This window comes from Streptomyces sp. OZ13, from assembly GCF_052068155.1.
In the GTDB taxonomy this organism is placed as follows: domain Bacteria; phylum Actinomycetota; class Actinomycetes; order Streptomycetales; family Streptomycetaceae; genus Streptomyces.
Genome location: NZ_JBQHCZ010000033.1, coordinates 1 through 12,080, shown reverse-complemented (window position 1 = coordinate 12,080; position 12,080 = coordinate 1). Strand labels below are relative to the sequence as shown.

Below are 12,080 nucleotides of genomic sequence, written 5' to 3'. Positions count from 1 at the left end.
ACGGCCGAACGCCCCTCCCCCACCGCCCGCAAACCAGCAACCGCCTCCACCACCGAACCGGCAACCACACCCGCCCGATACTCGAAACACGTCCGGCCCGCCGCCGACACCGCCACATCCGCCAAAGCCGGCGCCTCAGCACCCTCCAACCAGTCGGCCAGACGCACCGCGTTGTCTGCCAGGGCGCCAGGGGTGTGGCCGGACAGGGGCAGGACCACGGGGGTTTCTTGTGTGTCGGGGCCGCCTGTGACGGCGGTCCAGTCGACGTGGTGGCCGTCGCACCACAGGCGGCCGGTCAGGTCTTCCAGTGCCGGGCGGGAGGGCTGGTCGCGCCGGCAGGTGGCGAGCACCCGGCCGGCTGTCGTGCTGCCTGTCGTGCCGTCGGCGAGGGCGGCGAGAGTGCGTTCGATGGAGTGCCGGGCGACCGGGTGCGGGCTGATCTCGACGATGCGCAGGGTGTCGTACCGGTCGGCGAGGGCGTGTACGGCCTCGGTGAGGAGCATGGGCTCGGACATGTTGCGTGCCCAGTAGGCGGCGTCGAGGGCGGTGCCTTCGACGGGGGTGCCGGTGACGGTCGACAGCAGGGGGACGGTGGTGGTGCGTCCGCGTATGTCGCCCAGGCGGGCGGTCAGTTCGGGTGCGAGGTGGCGCAGGGCCGCGCTGTGGGCGGCGTAGTCGATGTTGACGCGGTGGACGCGGATGCCGTCGGCGGTGAGGGTGCGTTCGGTGTCGGCGACGGCGGTAAGGGGGCCGGCCAGGCACACCTGGTCGGGGGCGAGGTGGCCGGCGATGCTCAGCGGTGTGCCGGCGACGAGGTCGCGTGCTTGCTCGAGGGGGAGGTCGCAGACGACGAGGGTGCCGTGGCCGCTTGCGTGTTCGGCGATGAGCGCGGACCAGGTGGTGATGATCCGGGCGCCTTCCCGCAGGGTCAGGGCGCCGGAGACGACGGCGGCGGCGACTTCGCCGACGCTCTGTCCCAGGACGGCGTCGGGGGTCTGTCCCCAGGCGTCGAGGGTGCGGGCGAGGGCGATCTGGAGGGCGAAGAGCACGGGCTGGAGGATGTCCGTGCGGTGGAGGGCGGTGCGGTGTTCGGGGGCGCAGAGCTGTTCGGTGACGGACCAGCCGGTGCATTCCCGTACGGCGGCGTCGCAGTCGGCGAGTGCGGTGCGGAAGGCGGGTTCGGTGAGCAGGTCGCGTCCCATGCCGAGCCACTGTGAGCCGTGGCCGGAGAAGAACCAGACGAGGGCGGGGCGTTGGTCGCCGGTGGTGGCGGGGTGTGCGTCGAGGGTGTGGAGGTGGGCGGCGAGGGTGTCGGCGGCCCGGGCGGGGTGGTCGGCGGCGGCGAAGAGGCGGTAGGGGCCGGTGCCGGGCGCGGTGGGGGTGGCGCCGTTGCGGATGCCGTCGATGAGGTCGTGGGCTGCTCGGGTCAGGGCGGTGGGGGTGTCGGCGCCGACGGCGAGCAGGGTGCGGGGGCGGGCGGGGGGTGCTTCCAGGGCGATGTGGGCGTTGGTGCCGCCGAAGCCGAAGCCGCTGACGCCGGCGTAGCGGCGGGGGGCCGGTGGCCAGGGCCGGTGGGTGGTGACGACTTCGAGGCGGTTGCCGGTGAAGTCGATGTGCGGGTTGGGGGTGCGGAAGTGGAGGCTGGCGGGGAGTTCGCCGTGGTGGAGGGCGAGGGCGGTCTTCATGAGGCCGACGACACCGGCGGCGGGTTCGAGGTGTCCGAAGTTGGTCTTGGCGGAGCCGATGTGCAGTGGCTCGGTGCGGCCGGGGGCGAACACGGAGCCGAGGGCTTCGGCTTCGATGGGGTCGCCGAGGAGGGTGCCGGTGCCGTGGGCCTCGATGTAGGAGACGTCCTTGGGGGCGATGCCGGCGTCCTGCCAGGCGGTGCGCAGGACGTCGCTCTGGGCCTGGGGGTTGGGGGCGGTCAGGCCGTTGGAGGCGCCGTCGTTGTTGACGGCGGTGCCGCGGATGACGGCGTAGATGCGGTCGCCTGCGGCGAGGGCGTCGGAGAGGCGGCGCAGGACGACGACGCCGCATCCTTCGCCGCGTACGTAGCCGGCTGCGTCGGCGTCGAAGGCGCGGCACTGGCCGTCGGGGTTCAGGCCGCCGAACTTGGTCATGGCGACGGTGGTGTGGGGGTGGAGCATGACGTTGACGCCGCCGGCGAGGGCGGTGTCGGTCTCGCCGCCTCGCAGGCTCTGTACGGCGAGGTGGGTGGCGGTGAGGGAGGAGCTGCACGCGGTGGCGACGGCCATGGCGGGGCCTTGGAGGCCGAGGGTGTAGGCGATGCGGGCGGGGATGACGGAGTTGTCCCAGCCGGTGGCGGAGTGGGTGGCGATCTGTGCGGGGTCGGCTCCGGTGGCCAGGTGGTATTCCTGCGCCATGGTGCCGAGGAAGACGCCGGTGCGGGTTCCGGTGAGGTCGGCGGGCCGGATGTGTGCGTCCTCGAGTGCGGCCCAGGCGACTTCGAGGGCCATGCGCTGCTGGGGGTCCATCTGGCGTGCTTCGGCGGGTGAGATGCGGAAGAACCCGGCGTCGAAGTCGGCGATGTCGTCGAGGAATCCGCCGCGGCGGGTGGTCGTCCGGCCGGGGGCGTCGGGGTCTTCGTCGTGCCATTCGTCGATGTTCCAGCGGTCGGCGGGTACGTCGCGGACGGCGTCGAGGCCGTCGGTGAGGGCCTGCCACAAGGCGTGGGGGCTGTCGACGCCGCCGGGCAGGCGGCAGCCGAGGCCGACGATGGCGACGGGTTCGTGGTGGTGGCCCTGGCGGCCGGCCGGTGCGCCGGGCGCGGGGGCCGGGGCGGGGTCGCCGGCGAGGTGGGCGGCGAGGGCGGAGACGGTGGGGTACTGCCAGGCGGTCCAGCTGGGGACCGGTTGGCCGAGGTGGGCGGAGAGCCGGCCGGTCAGGGCCATGGTGTGGACGGAGGTCATGCCCAGTTCGTGCAGGGGCCGGTCGGCGGTGACGGACCGGGGGGTGGTGCCGAGCAGGTCGGCGACGGTGTCCTGGATGAACTGTGCGATGTCCTGGGCGGTGGAAGAGGAACCGCTGTCGCCGTTCTCCTTGGCCATGCTCATGTGTTCACCCTCGCCCTTCTGCGACCGATGTCCGTGCGGGTGGCACCCCTGTCCGCGCCCGGACGCAACCGCATCCACCCTGGTGGGGGCGGCTCGGGGCGTGCTCGAGCGGCCGTCCAGACGGGCCGAGGGCCGCTCCGACGGTGCGGGGCGGCCCTCGTGCCAGGAGGTGTGTTCAGGTGGTCAGCGTTCGGCGCCGGCGGCGGCCGGCTCGGGGGTGAGGGGGCCGCTGCCGCCGTACCGGGACTTGTCGGCGGGTGTCAGGAAGCGGCGGTCGGCGATGCGTGCGTACACGGTGGCCGCCTCGGTGGGGGTGCGTTCCATGGTGGTGCGGTCGACGCGGTAGAGGCCGAAGCGGGGGGTGTAGCCGCCGAGCCATTCGAAGTTGTCGAGCAGGCTCCAGTGGTAGTAGCCGCGGATGTCGGTGCCTTCGGCGCGCAGGCGCTGGATCTGTTCGAGGGCGCGTACGAGGTGTTCGGCGCGGCGCTTGCCGGATTCGGTGGCCAGGCCGGACTCGGTGACGACGAGCGGCAGGCCGGGGTAGCGGCTGCTGATCTCCTTGAGGACGGTGTAGAGGCCCTCGGGGTTGGTCTCGTAGCCCATGGTGGGGACGTAGTACGTCTTGTCGAGCAGGGGCAGGCTCGGTTCGTTCAGGCAGACCTCGACGTTGAGGACCGGGTAGAGGATGCCGGCCGGGTCGGAGCCGGGTGCGGAGACGCCGGTGCGGGAGTAGCTCTGCGGGCCGAGCCAGTCGATCTTGTTCTTCCACTCGGGGTGGGCCTCGTCCATGGTGCCGTCGAGGTCCTGGTCGAACCGGCCCTGCCACAGCGAGTCGACGACGCTGTAGTCGATGAACTGGCGGTAGCGGTCGCGGGCGGCGATGTCCTTGGGGTCGTTGCTGAGTTTGCCGTCGTGGACCGGGACGTATTCCTGGGCGCCGGTGGTCAGGCCGACGCTGGAGGGTGCGCCGTCGCCGTCGGTGTCGGTGCGGTCGGCGCTCTTGATGGCGTCGTACATGGCCACGTGGGCCTGGATGTAGGTGCGTTGGGCGGCGGCGAAGCGTTTCACGTCGCCCTGCAGCAGGCTGGACTTGCCGGGCGGGCCGGCGCCGAAGGAGTGGGAGAGGGTCATGTAGACCATGGGTTCGTTGACGGTGACCCATTCGTCGACGCGGTCGCCGAACGTGGTGGCGAGGAGTGCGGCGAATTCGGCCATTTCCTTGACGACCAGCGGGCCGCCCCGGGGGTGGTCGAGGCCGCACAGGTTGGTGTCGCGGGGCCCGTTCGCGCATTCGTTGTCGGCCGGGTCGTCGACCCATACCGGATTGGCGAAGTGGTGCACGGTGATCATGGGGCGGATGCCCTTGGCGGCGAGGGCGTCGAGTTGCTTCTTGTAGTGGGCGAGGGCGTTTTTGTCGATGACGTTGCGCCGGGGTTCGATGCGCGCCCATTCGACGCCGAATCGGTAGGAGTCGACATTCAGGTCTTCGATGAGGCGGACGTCCTGGAGTGCTTTCGAGTAACCTTTGACGCCTTCTCCGACGAAGGGGCTCTTGCCCATTCCCTCGGGTGCCGGGCGGGTCCACTTGTACCAGTCGGTGTTGGGGTTCCGGTCTTCGATCTGGGTGGCGGAACTGGCCACTCCGAACCGGAATCCGTTCTTGCCCGCGGGGCCGGATATCGGTCCAATGGGAGGGAAGGCGCCGTTCTTCGCGTGCGGGTGCAGGGAGTTCGGCTCCTGCTGCTCTCCGGCGTTCACTTCCATGGCCAGCACCGTCGTCATCGCCAGGGCGACGGCGAGGGCCGGCAGAGCTATTCGCTTCACGTCTTCTCCTTGATAAATCTGCAGAAAGAAGCCGGCCGGGTCGTCGGGGGCGTGGGGCCCCCGTCCGGTCCGGCCGGCTGCGGTCGTCAGGGGGCGGGTCAGCGGGCGGAGGCCAGGAACCCTTCGATGGCGTCGGCGGCGACGACCGGTCCGTCGATCTGCTGCATCTTGGTCTGCAGGGCCGTGACGCGGTCCTTGACGCCCTGGTCGGCGTGGACGTCGTCGGCGAGCTTGCGCAGGCTCTGGACGGTGGTGTCGGAGGCGGTGAGCAACCGGCCGAGGCCCAGTTCCTCGACGCGCAGGCCGTTGGCCCGCTGCTCGTTCATCTGGGGGATGACGACCATGGGCACGCCGTTGTAGAGGGATTCCATGGTGCTGTTCATGCCGCCGTGGGTGATGAACAGGCTCGCGTGGCGCAGCACGTCGAGCTGCGGCACGTGCCGGGAGACGTGGAAGTGGGCGGGCAGGTCGCCCAGTTCGGCCGCGTCGACGTGGTCGCCGACGGCCATTACGACCTCCCAGGGGGCGTCGCGGAACGCTTCGACGGCCATGGTGAAGAACTCGGGCCAGCCGGTGGCGGCGGTGCCCAGGGAGATCAGCAGGACGGGCCGGTCGCCGGTGGGCTGCCAGCTGCCCTGGAAGGCGGACCGGTCGCCGAGGCAGGGTCCGGCGAAGACGAAACGCTCGTCGAAGGTGTCGCCGTCGTAGTGGAACTCGCGGGGCAGGAAGATGATGCCGAGGTCCTCGATCTTGGTGAGGAACTCCATCGCGGAGGTTCCTTCCAGGCCGATGCTCGGCAGGTGCGCCTCGAGCTGGGTGAGCATGTCCATCACCAGCGGGTCGCTCATCTCGGCGACCGGGAACTTCTCGTGGATGGCGAAGTGCTCGTTGGCCCCGTACGAGGGGTGCAGCCTGATCGCGGGCACGTCGTGCTTCGCGGCGTAGAACCGTGCGCCCCAGGCCATGAAGTCGTAGACGACGAGGTCGGGGCGGTCGTCGGCGTAGAAGGCCTCGGCGGATTCGGCGAGGGTCTTCGCCTCGTTGAAGCAGCGCAGGCCTTCGCCCTTGAGGGCTTCGGGGGTGTAGGGGCTGGTGTAGTAGTCGCCGAAGACGGAGGTGTAGGTGACCGGGCGGGCGCCGGACGCCTCGATGGCCGGCGCGAAGTGGTCGGTGGTGGTGCAGGTGACCTTGTGGCCGCGCCGGACCAGTTCCTGGACCACTCCCAGGTTGGGGTTGATGTGGCCGAAGGCGGGGAAGTTGAAGAACGCGATGTGCTTACTCATGTCACCTGTTTCTGTGGGGGGCGGGGTGGTGGGACGAGCCGCCGGCCGGTCGGATGGTCATCGCACGGGGTAGTCCTCGCGGACTTCGGCGAGTTTCGATTTGCCTTCGGCGAAGGTGGGCAGCCGTGCGGTTTCCGTGGCGACCCAGTGGGTGGACTCCCACGCGTACATCACCTTCTTGGTCTTCCGCATGGCCGCCATGTGCTCCGCCGACGCGACGAACGCGCGCATGGACTCCTCGTCCTTCCAGATGGAAAGGCCCTTGGCGCTGTTCCAGCAGCGCTCGGAGTAGGCGAAGGTGGCGGCCAGCATCCCGTACTTTTCCCAGCCCTCTTGTATGAGGACCTGAATCATGTCAGCGGTCGTCTCTTCGGCGTCCGGTTTCGGCCATCCGCTGGATGCGGATATGAGATACCGGTCGGGCAGGGGGCCGCGCAGCAATCCGGTGCCGGGGTCGATGGCGGGCCCGGTCCACGGGACCACGATCTGCAGATCCGTCTCGTCGCAGTCGGCGAATCCCTGGAGTGTCGTCGGCAATTCAAGTGTTCTGCCGCCGGCGCATTTCCTGCCGGTGGCTTCCTGTGTGGACACGTCCGTCCCCTCTTCCCTGTCTGTCCGTGGATTTCGCCGTGGCGCTCTGCCCGCGGCCGGTTCAGGCGGCGGTCTGCTTGCGCCGGACGGAAAGCTCGGCGTATTCGGCGACGACCATGCGCAGGACGTGCAGTCGTCCCTCGCCGGTCAGTTCCAGGGTGGGCAGCAGCGGCAGCAGTGCGTGGAACATGGCCCGCAGTTCGATGCGGGCGAGTGCCATGCCGATGCAGCGGTGTTCGCCGGCGCCGCCGAACGCGAGGTGCTTGTTGGGCGAGCGGGTGATGTCGAAGCGGTCCGGCTCGTCGAAGATGTCCTCGTCGCGGTTGGCCGAGGGGTGCACCATGGCGACGGTCTGGCCCTTGCGGATGAGCTGGCCGCGGATCTCGAGGTCCTGCTTGGCGACCCGGGCGAAGACGATGCCCACCGAGGTCCAGCGCAGGATCTCCTCGACGGCGCTGTCGACCAGGGACGGGTCCTCGATCAGCTTCCGCAGCTGGTCCGGGTGCTCCAGCAGGGCCTTCACGCCGCCGACGATCGCGTTGCGGCTGGTGCCGTTGCCGGCGTGCACCAGGTTGGTGAAGTGGTAGGAGATGTCGTGGAACTGGAGCTTCTCGCCGTTCAGGCGGGCGTTCGCGAGCCGGCTGAGGACATCCTTGCCGTCGCCGCCGCCCTCGGCCATGCGGGTGCGCACCAGTTGGGCCATGTAGTCGTCGAGGTCCATGATCAGGCGCATGAAGGCGGCCTGCGGGTCCTCGCCGTCGAGGGACTTGAAGCCGGAGCTGAAGGCGCTGGCGATCTTGTGGTGCAGGTCGAAGAGGTACTCCCAGTCCTTCTCCGGGACGCCCAGCAGGTCGAACAGGGCGGCCAGCGGCAGCTTCGCGGACAGCTCGTGCGCCACGTCGGCGTGGCCGCGCTCGTCGAGGAGCTGGGTGAACTCGGCGACGTGCTGGACGGCGAGCTCCTTGAGCCGCACCTCCATCTCGGCCAGACCGCCGGCGGTGAAGGCCGGGTAGATGGCCTTGCGCACCTGGAGGTGGCCCGGCGGGTCCATGAACGGCAGGCCGTAGTGGTAGTCGACGGGGTGGCCGTACTGCTCGGCGCGGCGGACCCGTTCGGTCTCGAATGGCTCGATCTCGTCGGGGGTCTCGATCTGCACGCGCTGGCTGACGGTGAACAGGTGCGGGTTGGCGGCGACCCAGGCGAGGTCGTCGTACTTGGTCAGCGCCCAGAAGGGCTCGTAGCCCGGGCGCTGGTACCAGTAGACGGGGGCCTCGCGGCGCAGCTGCTCCCACTCCTTCCACGGGTAGCCGCGCTCGTTGATGAGCGCTTCGCTGGTGATGTCGAGGGAGTCGAGGGTGGGCATCGCGGTTGCCTTCTTTCGTTGTCAGCGGGGGGTGTGCGCGGTGAGGAACCCGGTGATCGCCTCGACGGTCGCGTTTCGCCGCTCGGGGGCGTCGAAGCCGTGGTCGAGGAGGGTCGCCCGCGGGGCCTCCGCGGCGATGCGCTTGGACACGCCCTCGGGGTGGTGCAGGTCGCTGCCGGGCAGCAGGAGCAGCGGGGCGGGGAAGCTGGTCATCCACTCCTCGGGGACGGTGAAGTAGGCCGACCCGTCGGGCCAGACGCCGTCGCGGAAGCGGACCAGGCGGGTGACGTAGCTTTCGCGGGTGAAGGTGAGGAACTCCTCGCGGAAGGCGGCGTCGTCGTGGAGCCGCTGGGCGAAGGGCCCGGCGGCGGGGTTGAGGCTGAACCGGGGCTCGTGCAGGGCGGCTTCGATCACCGCGCGCAGTCCCATGGTGTCGGGGTCGTCGAGGGAGGCGGCGCGTACGTGGCGCATCGCCTCGTCGAACTCGGTGAAGAACGAGCCGAGGGTGTTGGTGGAGTCCCGGCCCGCGGGCTCCTGGCCGACGACGGCGGCCACCCGGTCGGGGGCCTGGTGGGTCAGCCGCCAGGCGTGGGCGCATCCGCTGCCGGCGGCCACCAGGTGGGCCCGGTCGATGCCGAGGTGGTCGAGGACCGCGAGCTGGTCGCCGGTGGTCTGCTCGTACGAGAAGGGGGTGGTGGGGGCGTGGCTGCGGCCGGCGTGGCGCTGGTCCATCGCGATGACGCGGAAGTGGGGGGCCAGTTCGCGCACGGGGTGGTAGAAGTTCGCGTCCCAGGATTCGATCTGGCTGCTCACGCCGCCCGGGGCGAGGAGCAGGACGGGGAATCCTTCCCCGTGCTCCTGGTAGTGGATGCGGGCACCGTCGGGGCGCTGGATCTCGGGCATGGCGTTCCTCCGTGAAGGTGTGTCAGGAAGGGCGGGGGCGGGCGGGCGGGTCATCGGCCCGGGGCGGGGATCGCGGAGAGGAGTTCGGCGGCCATGGCCTGTGCGTTCTCGAGCGGTGCCGCGTGGGTGCCGGGGATGCTGCGCCGGGTGAAGGTTCCGTGGGTCATTTCGCGCCAGCTGTCCATGGACGGTGCGGGGACCACCGGGTCGTGGGTGCCGGCTATGGCGACGACGGGGATCTTCAGCGGGTCGCGGTGGACGGTGGCGAGGGTCTCGCGGTGGTTCTCGCCGAGCTGGACGTCGACGACGAGCCGTTGGATGTACTCGGTGAGGAGGTCTTCGTTGTCGAGGATCTGCTGGGGCAGCAGCCCTTGGTAGACCTCGGCGAGGTGGGCGGTCGAGGTGCCGTCCCAGGCGGCGGTCGCCTCCCCGATCCGCTGGATGATCTCGGGTGTGTCGGCGAACGGGGTGCGGGCGCAGGCGACCACGAGGGACAGCGGTGGTGCGTCGTCGCGTTCGGCGAGCCGGTGGGCGACTTCCCAGGCGAGCCAGGAGCCCTGGCTGTGGCCGTAGAGGACCAGCGGGACGGGGTCGTGGCCGGACAGGGCGATGGTGATGTGTTCGGCGACGGCTGTCATGTCGGTCATCGGGGGTTCGTCGGTGCGGGCCTCGCGGCCCGGCATCTGCACGCCGAGGAGTTCGACGCCGTCGGGGAGGTTGCGGATCAGGGGGGTGTAGCCGCCGGTGGTGCCGCCCATGCCGGGCAGGCACACGATCCGGGCGTGCGGCCGGGCGGCGGGCTTGAGGACCCGCAGCCAGGGGTTGTCGCCGGTGGCGGGCGGCGGTGGCGGGCCGGCGGGCTCGCCGTGGAGTTCGCCGACGAGGTGGCGGGCGATGCCGTCGCAGGTGGCGTGTTTGATGAGGATGCCGGTGGTCAGGGGCAGACCGGTGGCGCGGGCGAGGTTGCCGCGGACCGTGACGGCCATCAGGGAGTCGAATCCGAGCTGTTGCAGCGGCTGCCGGTCGGGGATGTCCGCGGCCGCGAGGCCCAGGACGTGCGCCATTTCGGTGCGGACGATCCCGGTCATGTGGTGCAGGCGCGTCTTTGGGCTCATGCGGGCGAGTTCGTCGGCGAGGCGGGCGCCGGCGAGGGCGTCGTCGGGTGACTGGTGGGCGGCGAGCGCGGCGCGGACGTCGTCGATGTCCTCGATGAGGGGGCGGGGCCGGGCCGCGCAGTAGGCGGGGGCGAAGCGGGCCCAGTCGATGTCCGCGACACCGAGGGTGGTCAGGTCGGCGTCGAGGGCGGCGCCGAGGGCGTGCAGGGCGTGGGCGGGTTCCATGGAGTACAGGCCGCGGGCCTGGACGTGTTCTTCGGCCTCTGCGGTGAGCATGCCCTCGCCGGCCCAGCCGCCCCAGTGGACGACGGTGGCGGTCAGGCCGAGGGTGCGGCGGTGGCGGGCGAGGGCGTCGAGTCCGGTGTTGGCGGCGGCGTACAGGGCCTGGTGGGCTCCGCCCCACAGGCTGGCGCCGCTGCCGTAGAGGAGGAAGGCGTCCAGGGGGCGGTCGGTGAGCAGGTCGTGGAGGTGCCGGGCGCCGTGGAGTTTGGCGGCCAGTTCCTCGCCGATCTGGTCGGGGGTGATCGCCTGGAGGGCGGTGCCACGGGTGATGCCGGCGAGGTGGGCGACCACGCGCAGCGGTTGCGTCGCGTCGTCGTCGCAGTGTTCGAGGAGCCGGCGCAGTTGTTCGCGGTCGCTGATGTCGCAGTCGGCGGTGGTGACGGTGATGCCGGCGCCGGCGAGTTCGTCGCGCAGTGCGGCGGCGGCGGCCGAGCGGGAGGCGGTGCGGGAGGCCAGGACGAGGCGGGTGGTGCCGCGCCGGGTGAGGTAGCGGGCCAGGTGCAGGCCCAGTCCTCCGGTGCCGCCGGTGATCAGTGCGGTGCCGCCGGTGGTCCAGGCGGTGGCGGGCCGGTCGGGGGCGGTGCGCAGCATCCGGCGGACGTAGCGGCCGTCGGGGCGCAGGGCGATCTGGTCCTCGTGGTCCTTGGCCAGCAGGGTGTTCACGAGTTGGAGGGCCCAGCCGTCGTGGGGGCTCGCCGGCAGGTCGACGGTGCCGCCGGTCAGGGCGGGCTGTTCCAGGGCGGTCACCCGTGCCAGTCCGGCCACCAGGGCCTGCAGGGGGTGGGGCAGGGGTTCGGTGCCGTCGACGCTGACCGCGCCTTGGGTGAGCATCCACAGCGGCAGGGGGAGGCCGGTGTCGGTGAGGGCCTGGACGAGGGTGAGGGTGGTGCGGAATCCGTGCGGGACACCGGCGGTGTCGAGGGTGGTGTCGAGGCCGCCGAGTGTCACGATGCCGGCGAGGCCGGGGGCGAGGGTGTTCAGGGCGGTGGCCAGTGCGGTGCGGTCCTGGCCGGTGTCGAGGCGGTGCACGGTGGCGCCGGCCAGGCGCAGTTCGCGGGCGAGTTCGTCGGCGAGGCGGGCCTGGTCGGGGCCGGCGGCCAGGGCCCAGCCGCCTTCGAGGGCGGCGGGGGTGGTGGCGGGCGGGGCCTGCGGCTGCCACACGTCGTCGTAGAGCCAGGGGGCGACGGTGGCGTGGGTGTGCTGCTTGTCCTGCCAGGCGGCCAGCAGCGGCAGGAGTTCGTCGATCCCGGCGCGCAGGGGTGCGGGGGCGTCCAGCAGGTCCGCGATCCGGCCGCTCTCGCCGGCGCGGACGGCTGTCCAGAAGGCGTCGACGGGTGCGGCGGTGGACGTGGTGGTGGTCTTGGCGGGGGTGTCGATCCAGTAGCGGCGGCGCTGGAAGGCGTAGGTGGGCAGTGCGGCCACGGGTGCTTCGCCGAGGACGCGTCGCCAGTCGACGGGGACGCCGTGGACGTGGAGCAGTCCGGCGGTGCGCAGGAACTGGGTGAGGTCGCCGTGGTCGCGTTGGAGTGTGGCCGCGACGACGGCCTGGTCGTGGCCGGCGTGCAGGGTGCCGTCCGTCAACGGCATGATCAGCACCGGGTGGGGGCTGACCTCCACGAACACGTCCAGCCCATCCGCCAGCAGC

7 protein-coding genes are annotated in these 12,080 nt (G+C 71.2%); all 7 read right to left on the bottom strand.

Annotation, left to right across the window (positions count from 1 at the left end; all coding sequences use genetic code 11):
• Window positions 1–3,074 (bottom strand): type I polyketide synthase (locus ACTMTU_RS35765; protein WP_441267598.1); only part of this gene is annotated, 3,074 nt, incomplete at its 3' end.
• 183 nt (window positions 3,075–3,257) lie between these two features.
• On the bottom strand, window positions 3,258–4,898 hold the full coding sequence (locus ACTMTU_RS35760; RefSeq protein ID WP_441267597.1) for a glycoside hydrolase family 1 protein: 1,641 nt from the start codon (window positions 4,896–4,898) through the stop codon (window positions 3,258–3,260).
• Window positions 4,899–4,996: 98 nt separating this feature from the next.
• Window positions 4,997–6,181 carry a macrolide family glycosyltransferase gene (locus tag ACTMTU_RS35755; RefSeq protein ID WP_441267596.1) on the bottom strand — a complete coding sequence of 395 codons (1,185 nt, stop codon included), beginning with the start codon at window positions 6,179–6,181 and terminating at the stop codon, window positions 4,997–4,999.
• A 57-nt stretch (window positions 6,182–6,238) separates the two neighbouring features.
• A complete protein-coding gene (locus tag ACTMTU_RS35750; protein WP_441267595.1) occupies window positions 6,239–6,772 on the bottom strand; it encodes a DUF3291 domain-containing protein in 534 nt (177 codons plus the stop codon).
• A gap of 61 nt (window positions 6,773–6,833) precedes the next feature.
• The gene (locus ACTMTU_RS35745; protein WP_441267594.1) at window positions 6,834–8,135 is read right to left on the bottom strand and encodes a cytochrome P450; all 1,302 of its coding nucleotides are present in this window, start codon (window positions 8,133–8,135) and stop codon (window positions 6,834–6,836) included.
• Window positions 8,136–8,156: 21 nt separating this feature from the next.
• Window positions 8,157–9,038 (bottom strand): alpha/beta hydrolase, encoded by an 882-nt coding sequence (locus tag ACTMTU_RS35740; protein WP_441267593.1) that lies wholly within the window; start codon window positions 9,036–9,038, stop codon window positions 8,157–8,159.
• A gap of 50 nt (window positions 9,039–9,088) precedes the next feature.
• The coding region (locus ACTMTU_RS35735; protein WP_441267592.1) for an SDR family NAD(P)-dependent oxidoreductase at window positions 9,089–12,080 on the bottom strand (2,992 nt) is incomplete at its 5' end.

What these genes read in the sequence shown, in the direction of transcription:
- ACTMTU_RS35755 (WP_441267596.1), bottom strand. Translation starts at nt 6,181, where the DNA reads ATGAGTAAGCACATCGCGTTCTTCAACTTCCCCGCCTTCGGCCACATC.
- ACTMTU_RS35745 (WP_441267594.1), bottom strand. Translation starts at nt 8,135, where the DNA reads ATGCCCACCCTCGACTCCCTCGACATCACCAGCGAAGCGCTCATCAAC.
- ACTMTU_RS35740 (WP_441267593.1), bottom strand. Translation starts at nt 9,038, where the DNA reads ATGCCCGAGATCCAGCGCCCCGACGGTGCCCGCATCCACTACCAGGAG.